Here is a 17039-nt window from a genome sequence, read left to right on the forward strand (position 1 = left end):
GACGGAATGGCGCTATTCCCATTGGCTATCCAACAAACGCTTGTGATATAATCGTGCAATATGAAATGACATTAGGATCACGGAGGAATTCATGCTTACTTTTGAAGAAAAACTGGCGATTATCGAATCGTTTCCGCAATTACATAAGAAACCGGTGTCGCTTGGCCGTTTCAACTTTCATTTCGAAGAGAGTCTCCATGACAAGAAAATCGTCGTGCAAAACCTGCATCCGAACGGCAATGGCTTTGTATATGCCGGACATTTGCCCAAAAAAGCGACAGACCCAAAGGGCATGGTGAACATTCGCGATTATTCTGCGGATGAACTGCGAGCCATTATTCAAGCTTCAATCGATTACTTGTCCCGTAAACCAGAGCCAAAAGCAAGCACAGATGCAGCTCAGGAACAGACGCGCGAAACTTGGGTGGGTCCAAACGGGCAGACCCTGCAGCTCGTACAGGAAGATGAGCTATGGAATGTTTATGCAGGTCCAAACCTGGAGGAGGCCTTCGAGTCGCATAAAGAGGCGAAACGGTATTTGTTAGAAGAAGGCTTTAAACTGCAATAGCTCACAACAGAAGATCGACCATAAAAACGCTGTTTCCACCTGGAAAACAGCGTTTTCTTTTTGCATATTTTTGCTTGGTAACAGTCAAATCAACTGCATCCTTACGCCGAGTAGGTATGACGGGACCACCGTTGGAATTGAGACAGCATGAGATTGATCATTAGGAGCTATAGGGACAAACGAGCTTACTTGACAGTCGGCTGCTTTCTTGTGTATTCGGAAAAACGGGCAATGCATTCCCCGCTAGATACACCTCCACATTCACGGAATCGGTTTATGAAAGATTGCCATCCTGCAGATAAAACGAACAGCGAAAGTCCGGCGGAAAGAAGATCATCTGAGCAAGCAGTCAATAGAGGAAAGATCCTGGCTCATTTCTGCTCACTTGAAAAATCAATTGTACATCCCTATTTCCTCCCCGTATAATAGTCACCAACAGACAAAAGCAACACAATCCAACAAAGAATAAGAAAACACACAAACCAACAAGTGAATTACTGTGGCGAACAAAAGCGGGAGGGGAAAATGCCATGTACGTAGACTATCATGTCCATTTGGAGGAGGGGCCGTACTCCCTTCGTTGGTGGACCCGGACGGCAGAGGCTTTGCTTTCATTTCGTCAAACGGCTGGCCAAAAACATGCGCTGGAATGGATGGAAGATCTGTCGGACCAGATGAACAGGCGAATCAAGCAAGGAGCCTACTCGCGTGTATGGCTCGACTTGTACCGTAAGCGGGCCAAAGAATTGGGTCTCTCACACTTTGGAATCGTGGATCATCTCTACCGCTTCAAGGAATTCAAGCCCTACTTTGAAGCAAACATAAATCTCGGAGACGATGAGCTGGGACGCATGCAGAAGCTTTGGCTGGATCAGGTCTGCTGCACCTCAATCGATGCGTTCGTCTCCTTTATTCAGGAGCAAAAACCGATCTGGGAGTCCGACGGCATCGATTTGCGGCTAGGCATTGAAGCGGACTATTTTTCCGGCGGAGAAGCTGTGCTTGCCCCATTGATTAGGCAATATCCCTGGGATCATGTCATCGGCTCTGTCCATTTTGTCGGCGGCTGGGGGTTTGACAATCCGGATACACAGTCACGGTTTGCGGAGACAGACTTGAGGCTGCTTTATCGCGATGTGTTTCAGACAGTGGAGGAGGCGATCTCATCCGGACTGTTCGACATCATCGCGCATTTGGACAATCTCAAGGTATTTGGCCACCGGCCGGAAGAAGAGCAGCTTCTCCCGTACTATCAGCGCATTGCCCAACTGCTGCGGCAGCACGATACAGCCACAGAGATCAACACGGGTCTGTTCTATCGCTACCCCGTAAAAGAAATGTGCCCGAGCCCGAGCTTTCTGCGAGTTTTGCGTGAGCAGGGCGTTCCGATCACAACATCCTCTGACGCCCATTTCCCCGACCATTTGGGCAGCTTTTTGCCAGAAGCCCGCAAAGCGCTGAAAGCGGCAGGGTACACGGAGATCGTCACATTTGAAAAACGCGTCCGCCGTGAGGCAGCACTTCAGTAACAAGAAGTACCGCAATCACACATACAGAGGAATCATTTCAAGTGTAAGAAAAGAGTGGAGCAAAGGAGCTCGGCTCTTTTTTTATAAAAAAACATTTGAAATATTCAGTCAATTCACTATATAATAAAAACGAAAAACAACTAAAAAACGGGAAAACAAATCAATTTATGTGTAATTGGTCTTGTCTTAACCGATGCAGATTGGAAGGGGAGCCAGGAGAGGGAACAAAGGGGAGGGATTTGGGATGAAAAAATGGTATAGCGCATTTTTGGCTGGTGTTCTGCTGTTATCGGTTCTCGCAGGTTGCGGACAATCCTCCAGTCCGGCTGCCGGGGGCAAGGGGGGCTCATCTGAGCTTACCGTTTACACTGCACTTGAAGACGACCAGCTAAAAGCCTACGTGGACGCCTTCAAAAAAGCACACCCGGAGATCAAGCTAAATATCGTCAGGGATTCTACCGGGGTCATTGTAGCCAAGCTGATTGCGGAGAAAGACAATCCGCAAGCGGATGTGGTGTGGGGTACAGCTGCGACTGAGCTTTTGGGAGCAGAATTCCAAGGCGTACTGGAACCGTATTCGCCAAAAGGCATTGAGCGGATATTGCCGGAATTTAGAGATTCGAAAGAGCCGGCGCACTGGGTCGGCATCGATGCCTTTGAGACCGCCTTTGTCGTCAATACCAAGGAACTGGAAAAACACAATCTGCCCATCCCAAAAACATATCGTGATCTGATCAAACCAGAGTACAAAGGGATGATCGTCATCCCCAACCCGTCCTCTTCGGGCACCGGATTCTTTACGGTCTCAGCCTGGATCCAGCTCTGGGGAGAGGAAGAAGCCTGGAAGTACATGGACAAATTGCACGAAAACATCGCCCTCTATACACATTCCGGGTCCAAGCCCGCGAAGATGGCTGCAGCCGGTGAATATCCGATCGGGATCTCTTTCGGTTACCGGGGCATTACCGAAAAGAAAAAAGGGGCTCCGCTTGAAGTCGTCTTCCCCGAAGAAGGCGCTGGCTGGGATGTAGAGGCCAACGCCCTCGTCAAAAAGAAACAGATCAAGCCGGAAGCCAAGCTGTTTCTCGACTGGGCCATTACGGATGAAGCCATGAAGGAATACAATAAAAACTTTGCCATCATTACGCTTAGCAGCGCTGGCGGGACGATTCCGGAGGGCTATACGAAAGATCCCAAATCACAGCTCATCCAGAACGATTTAAGCAAAGTGGCCAAAGAACGGCCAAAGATCCTGGCAGAGTGGGATAAACGATTCAGCACAAAGAGCGAGCCGAAAAACTAACGCTATTCGTGGTTGCAAGCTTCGAATCCAGTGAAATGGAGGAAGGGAGGAACGTATGGCAAATCCATATCTTTCCATCAAGGGAATCAGGAAAACGTTCGGCAAGTTTGTAGCGCTCACGTCCATCGACATCGACATCAAAAAGAACGAGTTTATCTGCCTGCTCGGACCAAGCGGATGCGGGAAAACCACACTGCTCCGTATTTTGGCAGGGTTGGAGCAGCCAACGGATGGCCGGATATTCGTAGGTGGCCGAGACATTACAGCCCTCCCCCCGGCAAAGCGCAACTTTGGCATGATGTTTCAGTCATACGCCCTGTTTCCCAACCTGACGGCGGCTCAAAATATCGCCTATGGACTTCAGGCCAAAAAGCTTTCCAAAAAAGAAGTGCAGGAAAAAGTGCAGGAAGTATTGGCGCTGATCGATCTGGAGCATATTCGCGACAAGTATCCCTCCCAACTGTCCGGTGGCCAGCAGCAGCGTGTCGCTTTGGCCCGGGCCATCGCCCTGTCCCCGGATTTTCTGCTCCTGGATGAGCCGCTTTCGGCTTTGGATGCCAAGGTTCGCCTCAAATTGCGCCGGGAACTGAGGAATCTGCATGAAAAAATCGGCATTACGACGATCATGGTGACGCATGATCAGGAAGAAGCGTTGACGATGACTGACCGGATCGTCGTGATGAACAACGCGGAAGTGGTTCAGGTAGGAACTCCCCAGGAGGTATATCAAAAGCCGAACAGCCCGTTCGTTGCGGATTTCGTAGGAGCCATCAACTTTTTGGAACCGTCCGTTTTTTCCGGTCATGCAAAAGGAGAGGACCGCCTTCTGGCCATTCGCCCGGAAAACATTCACCTGATGGAACCCGAAGCGGAGTACAGCCAGAAGGCCATCGTCCAAGACATGGAATTTCGCGGCTCCTTTTACCGTGTCACACTGCAGCTCACAAGCGAGCAGGACGGCATTCTTCCCCACCTCGTCACGATGGACCTTCCTGTGGGCCAAACAAACCGTCTGGGGCTCAGCCGGGATAAGCGGGTCGCTTTCGAAATGCCGATCGAAAGTCTGATCTCGTTTGATCAGGCAGCCGTGGCGAAAAAGACGGGGAGTGACCAGCGATGAGCACAAGAACCGTCCGCCAGAAGATGGGCAGGGATGAGTTGATTCAGAAAATTCTGATCACAGGCATCGTGATCGTCCTGTTCATCAGCGTCCTGATGCCGCTGGGCGATTTGTTCAGCCGAGCATTTCTCGACGAGAGCGGCCAATACATCGGCTTCTCCAACTTTGTCCATTACTTTGCCACACCTGCTCTTGTCCAGTCGTTTACCAACACCTTGTACGTGTCCGGGATCACGACGATCATTTCTGTGGCTATGGCTTTTCTGTACGCATTTGCCCTGACGCGGACTGACATGAGAGGCAAGACATTTTTTCGCTATGCCGCGATGCTGCCGCTGTTTGCTCCGACGATGATGCACGGGATCGCACTTACCTATCTGTTTGGCAACCAGGGAATTCTCACGACGGGATTTTTCGGACTCTTGCCCGGCTTTGAGATGGAGCTGTACGGACCGCTCGGGATTATTATCTCGGAAGTAATCTATACGTTTCCGCAGGCCTACCTGATCATGGCCGTTTCGCTGGCATTTGCCGACTACAATTTGTACGAGGCGGCGGAGACGATGGGGGCGAGCCGTCTCCGCCAGTTTTTAACGGTGACCCTGCCGAATGTCAAGTACGGTCTGGTCAGTGCGATCTTCGTCTGTTTTACCTTGAGCTTTACCGACTTCGGCGCTCCGAAAGTGGTGGGCGGTCAATTCAACGTGCTGGCCACGGACATCTACAAGCAGGTGATTGGCCAACAAAATACGACGATGGGGGCCACTGTGGGGATTATCCTGATCTTGCCTGCGATTCTCGCATTTATCGTCGACCGGATCGTGGAGAGGAAGCAAAACTCAGCCGTCACAGCCAAGTCCACGCCGTACAAGATTACACCGAGAAGGTGGCGGGATCATGCTTTCTTTGCCTACTGCTCACTGATTACAGCTTCGATCTTCATCATGCTCGGTACGGTCGTCTTCGCTTCGCTTGTAAAGGTCTGGCCCTATGATCTGAGCATGACGCTTACCCACTTCGACTTTACAAAAGTAGCAGGGGAGGGAATGCAGCCATTTTGGAACAGCTTGCTCGTCGCCTTCTACAGTGCGGTGGCGGGAACGGTGATCACCTTTGTCAACGCTTATATCATCGAGAAAACGCGGTTTCTCAAGGGGATGCGCCAGGTAGGGTACTTTCTCTCCATCCTGCCGCTCGCCCTGCCCGGGCTGGTGATCGGGCTTGCGTACATTTTCTTCTTCAACCATCCTAACAACCCGTTGAACTGGATTTACGGCACTGTGCTCATCCTCGTAATCGCGAATATCGTCCACTTCTACGCGGTTCCGTTCATCACGGCGACGACTGCGCTGAAAAAGCTGGACAAGGAATTTGAACTCGCATCCGAATCGATGGGCGTGCCATTCTATATCACTTTTTTGCGGGTGACAGTCCCCATGTCGCTGCCAGCCATTTTGGAGATTGCCGTCTACTACTTCATCAACTCCATGGTTACTATTTCTGCCGTCGTCTTTCTCTACTCCGCCGACTTCAAGCTGGCTTCCGTCTCCATTGTCAACATGGATGACGCCGGTGATGTTGCCGCAGCGGCTGCGATGTCCGTCTTGATCGTGGCGACCAACATCGTCGTCCGGATCGTCTACGAAATCGGCACCCGAAAGGTGAGAAAGAAAACGGAGGCATGGCAAAAAAGATAAAGGTGGGAGAGAGGAAATGATTCAAGCAGTAATTTTTGACTGGGCTGGAACTACGGTTGACTACGGATGTTTTGCGCCACTGGACGTCTTTCTGGAGGTGTTCAAAAAGAAGGGAATCGAGGTGATGCATGAAGAGGCTCGGGAGCCGATGGGCATGCTCAAGTGGGACCACATCAACACGATGTGCCAGATGGAGCGGATTGCGGGCTTATGGAAAGAGAAGTACGGCAGATACCCGGAGAAAAAGGATGTCGACATGCTTTACGCCGATTTCGAACCGATGCTTTTCTCCATCCTGAGAAACTATACGACGCCGATTCCCGGTGTGCTGGAGCTGGTGGACCGCTTGCGGCGGGCAGGCATCAAAATCGGTTCAACTACAGGCTATACCGCAGAAATGATGGCCATCGTCGCGCCGGAAGCGAAAAAACGCGGATACGCGCCCGATTCCTTGGTCACGCCCACCGAAATGCCTGCGGGGCGGCCATACCCGTGGATGTGCTATCAAAATGCGATCAACCTCGGCGTGTTTCCGATGAAGCACGTGATCAAGGTAGGCGATACGACCAGTGACATCAGGGAGGCAGTCAATGCCGGCGCCTGGGCAGTCGGAGTTATCAAAGGAAGCAGTGAACTCGGAATGACGGAGAGGGAAGTCCTGGAGTGCGACCCCGATCTTTTGGCAGACAGGATGGAAGCCGTAGCCAAGCGTTTCAAGGAGGCCGGAGCCGATTACGTCATAGACAGCATCGGCGAGCTGGATACGCTGATTCCCAAAATCAATCTGCGCCTTGCGCAAAAGGAGAGATGACCATGAAGATCACTCAGTTGCCGGATAACCCGTATCTGCTGCTCACACCGGGACCGCTTTCCACGTCAAAAGGAGTAAAGGCCGCGATGCTGCGGGACTGGTGCACATGGGATGACGAATACAACGATCTGGTGCAGGAAATCAGGCGAAAGCTGGTGAGACTGGCTGGCAATAACCACGACGACTACACGTCTGTGCTGATGCAGGGGAGCGGAACATTTTCCGTGGAAGCGGTCATCGGTTCCGCCGTCCCGGACGATGGCAAGCTGCTCATATTGACCAACGGCGCATACGGAAACAGGATCGTCCAGATTGCCCGGGTGCTCAAGGTCAACACGCTGGTGATCGATTTTGGCGAAGTGTCGCAGACGCAGCCCGAGAAGCTGCAGGAAGTGCTGGAGGGCGATCCGGAGATTACGCACGTAGCCGTCGTTCATTGCGAGACGACGACCGGGATGCTCAACCCGATCGCTGAAGTGGGCAAGATCGCAAAAGCATTCGGCAAGGTGCTCATTGTGGACGCCATGAGCAGCTTTGGCGGGGTTGAGATTGATGCCGCTGAACTGGAAATCGACTTTTTGATCTCAAGCGCCAACAAGTGCATCCAGGGAGTGCCTGGCTTTGGTTTTATCCTCGCGAAGACGGAGGAATTGAAAAAATGCAAAGGGCGGGCCCGTTCCCTTTCGCTTGACCTGTACGATCAGTGGGAGACCATGGAAACCTACAATGGCAAGTGGCGGTATACATCTCCGACGCATGTGGTCCGCGCCTTTTACCAGGCCATGCTGGAGCTGGAGGAGGAAGGTGGCGTAAAAGCGCGGGAGATCCGGTACAGGGAAAACCAACGCACATTGGTTGATGGAATGGAGCAGATCGGCTTTCGGACACTTTTGCCAAGATCAAGCCAGTCGCCGATCATTACCTCCTTTTACTATCCGGAGAGCGCAGCGTTTACCTTTCACGGCTTTTATGAGCGCTTGAAAAAGGAAGGCTTTGTGATTTATCCAGGAAAAATTTCGTTGGCAGACACATTCCGCATCGGCAATATTGGCGAGGTGTATCCGCATGACATGAAGCGGCTGGTAGAAGCGATCGATAAAAACCGATTTTGGTAACAGGCCCTCTTGGTGAACAGCGAAGAGGCTTATTTTTCACCCATAGGACCAAGTAAAAACAATATAACACATGCATGGAATATGTATTTTCCTATATTTCTGTTGCTTTAACCAAGCTCGAAGGACTGAACCCGGATCAAACCAACAATCCTTGCCAATTGGAAAATTGCTCATGCAGACAGGAGGACTTTATCCATGTCTCTGGTGGGTGAAGAGCGCAAAGAAGTCATCATCCATCTACTGAACTACGCCGGAAAAGTGCGAACGAACGAACTAGTGGAAAAGCTGCAAGTATCCTCGGAGACGATCAGGCGGTATCTCGAAGAGCTGGAAAGCGAAAAAAAGCTGAAACGTGTTTACGGCGGGGCGGTCAAGATCAACTACGACCGGGAGGAGCCGTCCCACCTGACGAGAGAGGTGTCGCACGCCGAGGAAAAGAAAAAGATCGGCCGGGCGGCAGCCAAACTGGTGCAGGACAACGACGCAATCGTGATCGATGACGGTACGACAACGCTGCATATGTTGAGCTATTTAATCAATAAGAAGAATCTCAAAATTCTCACCATCTCCGTACCGGCATTGAATGTTCTGATGGATTATCTGAACCGGGAGCTGTTCACCGGAGAGGTATACTTTATCGGCGGAAAGGTACAGTCAAAGCATTTTCGAACAGTCGGAACGCTTGCGGAAAAAATGATGCAAAACTTTTTTGTCGACAAGGCTTTTATCTCGATCGACGGGATTCTGGCTCACAAAGGGATTACCAGCTATGATGCCGACAAAGCAATGCTGGGGAGGCGGTTTATCGAACATTCTCAGGAGATCATCGTCTTGACGGATCACTCCAAAATCGGAATCAGTACGTTTTATAAAGTGGCCGATCTCAAGGAGATTGACAGTGTGATCAGTGACGTTCCTGCACCCAAAGAGTGGCGGCACGAGCTGGATCAAAGAGGCGTCAATTGGATTGTCGGTGAGTGAGCGGAGGGTATGATGCCGCTTCACCATTCGGTTAGAGTGATGATGGAAAAAAGCGGGGTGAAGGTATGCTCAGTGGTGGATACGCTCTCGGAATGATCGAGACGGTCGGTTTTCCTGCGCTAGTCGCCGCCGCAGATGCCGCGGCCAAAGCGGCAGATGTCCGCTGTGTCACGTATCAGGGGGCAGACGCGGGAATTGTCACGATTTACATTGTCGGCGATGTTGCATCGGTCTCAGCAGCCGTGACTGTTGGAAAAGCGGAAGCGAGACGGATTGGCCAGCTACGTCACTCCCAAGTGATTCCGCGGCCTGATCAGACAGTATTGCAGATGGTTTTACAGCGGTTGGACAAAAAGAAGGGACCAGCGGGCGCCAAACCAGCAGGAAGGTCGACGAGCAAAGAGACGGCCGATAAACAGAACAACGCAAAAAAGGAAAATCCAAATGAAACCGGCAAGGAGGAATGAATCATGGGTGACGCATTGGGAATGGTGGAGACAAAGGGATTGGTCGGTGCTGTAGAGGCGGCCGATGCAATGGTCAAAGCGGCAAACGTCAAGCTGATCGGCAAGGTTCATGTAGGTGGCGGACTCGTAACGGTTATGGTTCGCGGTGATGTGGGGGCAGTGAAAGCATCGACAGACGCAGGTGCTGCCGCGGCGGAAAAAGTCGGCGAGCTGGTTTCGGTGCACGTGATCCCGCGTCCGCACTCCGATATTGAGCTGATCCTGCCCAAGCTGGAAGGATAACGAACACTTTTTTTCTGAAAAGCGAGAGATTTGCAAACGGCTGAAAAGAGGTGACGGTACACGTGATGCTAGACGTTGATTTGCAATCGGTCCAGGAAGCGCGGCACTGTTTGGAAAAGGCCAAAGCGGCACAGCAACTGGTGGCTGGCATGTCGCAGAGTCAAATCGATCAGATCGTAGAAAGCATGGCCGAAGCGGCAAAGGCGGAGGCGGGCAGACTGGCAGCCCTGGCTGTGGAAGAAACGGGATACGGCAAAGCGGCTGACAAAACAGTAAAAAACCTGTTCGCCGCAAACGATGTTTACCAGGCGATCAAAGATATGAAAACGGTTGGGATCATTCGGCGGGACGAACAAAACCAGGTTTGGGAGGCAGCCCAGCCTGTCGGAGTCATTGCAGGCATTTTGCCATCAACCAATCCGACCTCGACACTGATTTACAAGTCGTTGATCGCGGTGAAGTCAGGCAATGCGATTGTCTTTAGTCCTCATCCATCAGCAGCAAAATGCTCGTCAGAGACGGCAAAGCTCATGCAGGCCGCCGCAGAGAGGGCGGGTGCTCCGGCAGGACTCATCAGCTGCGTGAGCCAGCCGACCATGGCGTCCTCGCTAGAGTTGATGCGCCACAGCCTCACCGACGTCATCCTGGCGACAGGCGGTACGGGGATGGTCAAGGCTGCATACAGTTCGGGGAAGCCGACATTTGGCGTCGGCCCGGGCAATGTCCCTGTATACCTTCACACGAGTGCCGACATTCCTGTCGCGGTTCGCCAAATCGTCCAAAGCAAAACGTTTGACTACGGCACGATCTGTGCCTCCGAGCAGGCCTTGGTGGCCGATAAAGCGATCAAGCGAAAGGTTGTAGCCGAACTGAAAAAGCAGGGCGCATATTTTCTTGATGAACATGAAACAAAAAAAGTTGCATCCGTCATCCTGGCAGGAAACGGTCTGAACCCGGCCATCGTCGGCAAGCCGCCTCAGGCCATTGCCGAACTCGCCGGTATCCTGGTGCCGCCGGAGGCCAAGCTGCTCGTCGCCGAAGAAAGCGAGGTCGGGAGAGAATATCCGTTCTCTGTCGAAAAGCTGGCCCCTATTTTAGCGCTGTATACCGTTGAGGATTGGCAGGAAGCCAGCCGCCTGTGCAGCCGTCTGCTAGCGCTTGGCGGACTGGGGCATACGCTGGGCATTCACTGCCAGGAGCAGCAAGTGATCGAGAGGTTTGCTCTCGGACAGCCTGCATCGCGGATTGTCGTCAATTCGGGGACGACGTTTGGCGGAATCGGAGCTACGACAGGCATCATGCCGTCGCTTACACTAGGCTGCGGTTCCCTTGGCAACAATGTCACATCTGACAATATCGGCCCTCAGCATTTGCTCAATGTAAAACGGGTAGCGTTTGGCATCCGTGAAATGAAGCTGGATACAGCGTCCGGTTCAGCGCAAGCATCCGCTGTCTCTGCGGCCCCTCCTGCCGCCATCACGAGGGAAGAAATAGCGGAGATTATCAAAAGCGTACTGCTGGAGCTGCAGACAACCGGCAGGTAAGGAGGCGTAAAGGATGGCAGGAGAAATGGCAGCGCTCGGAATGGTAGAAACAAAAGGTTTGGTCGGGGCGATCGAAGCAGCTGATGCAATGGTCAAAGCGGCAAATGTAAAGCTGATCGGAAAAGTCCATGTCGGAGGAGGGCTGGTTACCGTTATGGTTCGGGGAGATGTCGGTGCCGTAAAAGCTTCGACGGATGCGGGGGCGGCTGCCGTAGAAAAAGTAGGGCAGCTCATCTCCGTACACGTCATCCCCCGGCCGCATACCGACATTGAGCTGATCCTCCCGAAGGGCGAAGGGTGATGACATAGCCTATGGCCTTTATTACGGAAGCGACGCTTCGGGCCATGCTGCGTACGGGTATTCCCAACCCTTATCCATTGCATGAAAACGACAAGCTGACCCCGGCCGCTGTTGACTTTCTAAAGGGGAGAGGGATCAAATTGGAGCCTTGCAAGTCGCCGGATTCATTTTCACGGGGGCCGGAAAATCGGCTGGTTATTCCTGTAGGCGTATCAAACCGTCACGTCCACCTTTCGCAGGAAGACGTGGAACAACTGTTTGGCCCTGACTATCAACTGACGCCGATGCGTCCTTTGTCCCAGCCCGGTCAGTTTGCCGCAGAAGAAACAGTGACATTGCTCGGCCCCAAGGGATTGATCAGGGGCGTGCGCATACTCGGACCGGCTCGGGGAGCAAGCCAGGTGGAAATATCAAAGACAGATGGGTATCAGTTGGGTGTCCATCCTCCTATCCGGCTTTCAGGGTCGATTGACGGGACGCCTGGCATTACGCTCATCGGCCCTGCCGGATGTGTCGTGCTGAAACAAGGCGTCATCGTTGCTAAACGCCACGTGCACATGTCATCCGATGACGCCGCTGCATTCGATGTGAAACAGGGCGACAGCCTGATTCTGCGGCTCAGTGGTGAACGCTCCATCATTTTTCCGGATGTAGCCGTACGCATCGATCCGGCGTTCGCCCTCGACCTGCACATCGACCAGGACGAGGCGAATGCGGCCAACCTGCGGACGGGAGACGAGATGGAGGTCATCGGTAAAAACGGCAAGCTCCTGTCCTCTACAGGGAGGTGAAGCAAATGGAGGTCAGAAAGCTGGTCGAATCGATCACACGCGAGCTCCTGGCATCGATGCAAGCCGAGAAGGAAAAGCTGCAGAAGCATAAGCTGCTGTTCATCTTTTGCGACAGCACGGCACATGAGACGTTTGCCGACCAGTTTATAGCGCTGCAGAATCACGGGATTTGCCACGACATCCTGTTTCTCGACGGGGAAACCTCGTCCTGGCTTGGCATGCATCGCATTGAATGCGGAGGCGCAGGCAAAATCATCGCTGCGGACGAGTACGCGCCAGCCCCATTGGAATTGCCGAAAGAATACGACGGCGTGATCGTCCCGGAAATCGATCTGGACAACGCGGCCCGGGTCGCCGCCGGATTGAAGGGCACCATCAAGGCAGAGATCATCTTTTCCGCGCTCGTCTTGGGAAAATTCGTGCTGGTCGGGGAAGACGTGCCTGGAATCAAGCGCTCGGACCGCCGCTGCCTGAAGACACTGTCACTGCCGGCCGCGTACCAAAAGCTGTTTGAGCGGCACGTGAGCGAGATGAAGGATCTGGGCGTCGAATTTTTCCCGCAACGAGAATTGGCCAATGCGGCTGTAAGAAAATGGACGTCAAAAAGACAGGCAGAAGCTTTAAAAGAGTCGGATCAGCTCCCCGGTGGGTTGCGCAAGCTGCTGCCGGGCAGTGGAAAGCTGATCTCAGCCGAATGGGTAAAGTCGCAGCCAGACTTCCCTGAAAACAGATTGATCCTGGAACAGGGAGCAATTGTTTCTCCCTTGGCAATGGATCTGCTCAAGGAAAGAGGGATCGCTGTTCACTATGTCGGTAAAGGGTGACCGCCATGTTTCTGGGAAAAGTGATTGGCAGCGTCTGGTCTACGCAAAAAGAAGAGGGCATGGAGAATCTGAAGCTGCTGATTGTCCAACCCATAGACTGGAAGGAAAACGAGGGCGGGCCAACGGTGATCGCGGCCGATCGCATCGGAGCCGGAATGGGCGAGCGGGTCATCGTATCGCGCGGCACTCCGGCGAAAAACATCTTTGCCCATAAAAATGTCCCCATCGATGCCGTCATCGTGGGGATCGTCGACTCCTATGAAGTGCAAGAAGGGTAACGGCTTTTCAGGTGTAGTCTCCACAGGCTGCACCTGTGCTTATTTGCTTCGGCAATCTGAAAAAGAGAGCTGGGAGAAGGATGTCCACCACCATTTTGCTCGTTCTGTTGTTTGCCGCTCTGTGCCACGCGGTCTGGAACGCGGTTTCCAAGCAGATTGAAGAACGCGATTCTTTTTTTACCTTGATCTTGGGCGTCTCTGTCATCCTTTACTTGCCATTGGCTGTGTATCTTTTCTCCACGTCGCCCTTTCCTCCTGCAGCGGTCAAATGGCTATTGCTCAGCACTTGTTCGGAAGTTCTATATTTTGTCGCGCTGGCCAAAGCTTATCAGACAAACAACCTGAGCCATGCCTACCCGGTATTGCGAGGCACTGCGCCTATTGTCACCACGATCCTCAGCTTTTTGTTCTTCGGAGCCACGATCGCTTGGACAGGGGTAATCGGAATTACCATGATTGTCATGGGGGTGCTCATGATGAATCAAAAGAGCTTTTCGCCAAAAGAACTGGGCAGCCTGCTGACGGACTGGAGCAGGATGAAATGGGTCTTCCTGGCAGGCGCTTTTTCGGCCTGCAGCAGCATGATCGACGGGATGGGAGCCGCCATGATGTCTGGCTTGCTGTTCAAATATGTCGTCTTCATCGGCATGTTCGCGGGGAAATGGATGATCGACAAAAGAACAGAGACGAAAACCGATTACTTGTCACTGGTGAAACGGTATCCGGTCCAAACAGCAGCGGGCGGGCTGTTTGTGTTCATCTCCAATTCGCTCGCGGTCTACGCCATGCAAACAACGCCGGTCACGTACGTGGCATCTGTACGGGAGATCAGCATCGTCTTTGCCACTCTCATCGGCGTCATTTGGCTGAAAGAGCAGGTCAGTATCGTGAAATGGGTGTCGATCACCATGATTCTAAGCGGCGTCCTCATTATCAAGCTGAGCTGACGATGTCTGTCCCTCGAAAAAGCAAGAGCCAAACTCCCAAGTAAAAACAGGTACCCCCGAGAATTTTGGGAGTACCTGCTTTTGTTTTGCCGCTTTGAAACCACGGGGACGAGGTGCAGCCTAAAGGAGGAGCTGCTGTCCAAGAAGGAACTGCTGTCCAAGAAGGAACTGTGTCCAAGAAGGGACTGTGTCCAAGAAGGAACTGTGCCCAAGAAGGAACTGCAGTCCAAGGCGGAACTGCAGCTCCAGGGAGTGCTCTGTCTTTTTACAGGCTCATGCTACAGGATCACAGACATAGATTCGTTTTCCGCACCCAGTTGCGTTACTTCCTCGTGCATGTGGATGCCCCGTTTTTCCAGCTCGGCGAAAATCTCTGCAGGGTTGAACGCTTCTTCCGGAATCAGTACACCCGTTCCTTTTACCCTTCCTTTCGCGATCAACTCGGTGGCAATCGCCATCGGAATGCCGACGTTGCGGGTGTAGGCGCGCAGTTTTTCCCAACCGGGAACAGAGCCGTCAGAAGCAGGGTGGGTGTGATAGAGGACATGCTGTACTTTTTTGCCATCCTTCGTTCCGATCACTTCAACATGCAAAGAGTAGCCGTACAGCTCTGTCTCCTGACCTTCTTTGGAATGGAACAAATATTCGCCAATGCAGTCAAGAATTCCGATCTCTGCGCCGTTGACAGTAATTTTGTCATTTCGCATAATGCCCCAGTCGTACATCGCCCGCACGAGCTGCATGTTTTTCGCCGGCCACGTTCCACGTACCTCGATGAGCCTCACTTGCTTGTCTGCCAGTGCTTTGGCCAACGTTTTTGTCTCTGCGTGCGGGATGATGTACTGGACAGTTTTTCCGTACGGTTCAGGCAATTGAATTTCGCGTGGTCTGGCGAACGGAGGCACTTGCACGAATTCGCCGTTTTCGTAGACGACGCGGCCTGGAAGGTGAGGGTCGTATTCATAGGTCGTCGTCTCTGTGATCGAAAGGGAAAAGGCGATGGGGCGAAATGCACCGTGGCTGACACGGACCGAGTCGACTGTGTCGAGCTGATTGGCTGCATGCATGGCCATCATTTGCGTAACCCCGGGGGTCATGCCAAAGCCCGGTACGCAGGTCTTGCCATTTCGCCTAAACACCTCGTCGGATTCATCTTCGGCACCGAAGCCGTTTAGATTGATTCCGTGGCACCCCGCTTCTGCGATGCAGGCAGTGGAGAGGCCGTTCAGGGTGATGGTGGTGCCATCCATCACGATGTCGTAGCCTTTCATTTTGTTTACGGTGTCTTCATGATCCAAAACGTTGATTTTGACAAAATCGACACGGGGATCATTCAGCCATTCAACGACTTTTCTGCCTTCTTCCTCGTTGAAATCCGCCACTGTGATTTTCTCGAAGCTGGAGTATTGCACCAGATCGAGAATGGACTCCCGGCAAATTCGTCCTGCCCCACCTAAACACAGTACCTTCATGACGAAGCCTCCTCGTTATCTGAATAGTAATTCTTTTTCCTGTCTGATTTTTAGTATAGCACACCGCTTGGGTTTTGTGTTGTTTTTAATTGTAAATGTATTGTGTATTTTATTTTTTTGTCCTTTGTTTACGTGAAAACAGAATAAAAAACACATATTTTTTTAAAACAAATGATTTATCCCAAATAAAAACAACAAAACAAGCATACCCTGTGATATAATAAACGAAAAATTCAGTATATTTACCCCTGTCCTGCCCATTCTTCCAATAGAACGCGATGGTCTTCATATGACAGGGCTCCGAATCATAAGGATAAGGTATTGCCTTTGAGCAAATGCCTGAATAGCAAAAAAGAAGGTGTGAACATGGAATATCTGCAGGTTATTTATGAGCAGCATGTCATCATGAATCTGGAGATGTATCTGCGTGTCATCATCAGTGCGGTTCTGGGAATGTTTATCGGGTGGGACCGCTCCCATAAGAACAAGCCTGCCGGGTTAAAGACGTATATGTATGTATCCGTCGCTTGCACGCTGATCACACTGGTCTCCATTTACAGCACAAAGCTGTACAGCTCCCCGAACAGCGGGACAATGATGGATCCGATGCGTCTGGCCGCTCAGATCGTGACTGGCTTGGGCTTTTTGGGCGCAGGCGTGATTCTGAAAAACGGCTTGCAGGTAAAGGGACTGACGTCTGCTGCGATGATTTTCTTTGCGGGTGGCATCGGGATCGGAATCGGTGCGGGCTTTTACGGCATCGTCATTTTTTCCGTGATCGTTTCTTTCGCCCTGGCCAGGGTAAGTCTGCGCTTTGAAGAGAATCATCATAAGCGGATAGAAGAAGAGGGAGTCAAAACACACGAAGGAAAGCGGCAGGAGGTCATGTAGTCATGTAGACTGTATCTAGCCTGCCCGCAAGTCTGAACAAGCAATGCTCGTCTCGTCTGAAGGGGAATGCATCTCACCCGTCTGTTTGGACAGTCCATGCAGAGGGGGACAGAGATGC

Annotated in this window: 18 protein-coding genes; 17 read left to right on the top strand and 1 reads right to left on the bottom strand. The window is 52.1% G+C overall.

The features are described 5' to 3' along the window. The first annotated feature begins 91 nt into the window (after positions 1 to 91). The 16 genes from NST96_RS13805 (at position 92) to NST96_RS13880 (ending at position 14558) form a co-directional block, all read left to right on the top strand. Positions 92 to 568, top strand: a complete 477-nt coding sequence (locus NST96_RS13805; protein ID WP_024984852.1) for a hypothetical protein — start codon at positions 92 to 94, stop codon at positions 566 to 568. 530 nt (positions 569 to 1098) lie between these two features. Further along, a complete protein-coding gene (locus tag NST96_RS13810) occupies positions 1099 to 2097 on the top strand; it encodes a histidinol phosphate phosphatase domain-containing protein (protein ID WP_342406518.1) in 999 nt (332 codons plus the stop codon). Between the two features lie 244 nt (positions 2098 to 2341). Continuing rightward, positions 2342 to 3400 (top strand): putative 2-aminoethylphosphonate ABC transporter substrate-binding protein, encoded by a 1059-nt coding sequence (locus NST96_RS13815; RefSeq protein WP_227277984.1) that lies wholly within the window; start codon positions 2342 to 2344, stop codon positions 3398 to 3400. 55 nt (positions 3401 to 3455) lie between these two features. Further along, the gene (locus tag NST96_RS13820) at positions 3456 to 4520 is read left to right on the top strand and encodes a putative 2-aminoethylphosphonate ABC transporter ATP-binding protein (RefSeq protein WP_342406519.1); all 1065 of its coding nucleotides are present in this window, start codon (positions 3456 to 3458) and stop codon (positions 4518 to 4520) included. After that, positions 4517 to 6217: a putative 2-aminoethylphosphonate ABC transporter permease subunit gene (locus tag NST96_RS13825; RefSeq protein WP_342406520.1), complete on the top strand. Its 1701-nt coding sequence runs from the start codon at positions 4517 to 4519 to the stop codon at positions 6215 to 6217. Before NST96_RS13820 ends, NST96_RS13825 begins: the two co-directional genes overlap by 4 nt. Before the next feature lie 16 nt (positions 6218 to 6233). Then, positions 6234 to 7028 carry a phosphonoacetaldehyde hydrolase gene (phnX, locus tag NST96_RS13830; RefSeq protein ID WP_172920778.1) on the top strand — a complete coding sequence of 265 codons (795 nt, stop codon included), beginning with the start codon at positions 6234 to 6236 and terminating at the stop codon, positions 7026 to 7028. Positions 7029 to 7030: 2 nt separating this feature from the next. Next, entirely contained in the window at positions 7031 to 8143 is a 1113-nt protein-coding gene (phnW, locus tag NST96_RS13835) for a 2-aminoethylphosphonate--pyruvate transaminase (RefSeq protein ID WP_003386773.1), read from the top strand. 195 nt (positions 8144 to 8338) lie between these two features. Next, on the top strand, positions 8339 to 9124 hold the full coding sequence (locus NST96_RS13840) for a DeoR/GlpR family DNA-binding transcription regulator (RefSeq protein ID WP_003386771.1): 786 nt from the start codon (positions 8339 to 8341) through the stop codon (positions 9122 to 9124). A 65-nt stretch (positions 9125 to 9189) separates the two neighbouring features. Next, positions 9190 to 9591 carry a BMC domain-containing protein gene (locus tag NST96_RS13845; RefSeq protein ID WP_228006811.1) on the top strand — a complete coding sequence of 134 codons (402 nt, stop codon included), beginning with the start codon at positions 9190 to 9192 and terminating at the stop codon, positions 9589 to 9591. Positions 9592 to 9594: 3 nt separating this feature from the next. Then, entirely contained in the window at positions 9595 to 9873 is a 279-nt protein-coding gene (locus NST96_RS13850; protein ID WP_003386769.1) for a BMC domain-containing protein, read from the top strand. Between the two features lie 62 nt (positions 9874 to 9935). After that, a complete protein-coding gene (locus NST96_RS13855) occupies positions 9936 to 11417 on the top strand; it encodes an acetaldehyde dehydrogenase (acetylating) (protein WP_338461032.1) in 1482 nt (493 codons plus the stop codon). Positions 11418 to 11430: 13 nt separating this feature from the next. Continuing rightward, positions 11431 to 11718, top strand: a complete 288-nt coding sequence (locus tag NST96_RS13860) for a BMC domain-containing protein (protein WP_003386767.1) — start codon at positions 11431 to 11433, stop codon at positions 11716 to 11718. A gap of 11 nt (positions 11719 to 11729) precedes the next feature. Further along, positions 11730 to 12509, top strand: coding sequence for a phosphate propanoyltransferase (locus NST96_RS13865; protein WP_031933021.1), 780 nt, complete (start codon positions 11730 to 11732; stop codon positions 12507 to 12509). A gap of 5 nt (positions 12510 to 12514) precedes the next feature. Continuing rightward, positions 12515 to 13333 (top strand): hypothetical protein, encoded by an 819-nt coding sequence (locus NST96_RS13870; protein WP_003386765.1) that lies wholly within the window; start codon positions 12515 to 12517, stop codon positions 13331 to 13333. A 5-nt stretch (positions 13334 to 13338) separates the two neighbouring features. Next, positions 13339 to 13611 carry a EutN/CcmL family microcompartment protein gene (locus tag NST96_RS13875; RefSeq protein ID WP_003386764.1) on the top strand — a complete coding sequence of 91 codons (273 nt, stop codon included), beginning with the start codon at positions 13339 to 13341 and terminating at the stop codon, positions 13609 to 13611. An 80-nt stretch (positions 13612 to 13691) separates the two neighbouring features. Further along, on the top strand, positions 13692 to 14558 hold the full coding sequence (locus tag NST96_RS13880) for an SMR family transporter (RefSeq protein WP_342406521.1): 867 nt from the start codon (positions 13692 to 13694) through the stop codon (positions 14556 to 14558). Positions 14559 to 14836: 278 nt separating this feature from the next. On the opposite strand, the gene NST96_RS13885 is transcribed toward NST96_RS13880, so the two are convergent. Next, a complete protein-coding gene (locus NST96_RS13885; RefSeq protein WP_342406522.1) occupies positions 14837 to 16030 on the bottom strand; it encodes a saccharopine dehydrogenase C-terminal domain-containing protein in 1194 nt (397 codons plus the stop codon). 366 nt (positions 16031 to 16396) lie between these two features. On the opposite strand from NST96_RS13885, the gene NST96_RS13890 reads away from it, so the two are divergent. Beyond that, entirely contained in the window at positions 16397 to 16921 is a 525-nt protein-coding gene (locus NST96_RS13890; protein WP_003386759.1) for an MgtC/SapB family protein, read from the top strand. Positions 16922 to 17039 lie beyond the last annotated feature (118 nt).

It is taken from the genome of Brevibacillus sp. FSL K6-2834, assembly GCF_038592925.1.
GTDB lineage: Bacteria > Bacillota > Bacilli > Brevibacillales > Brevibacillaceae > Brevibacillus > Brevibacillus borstelensis.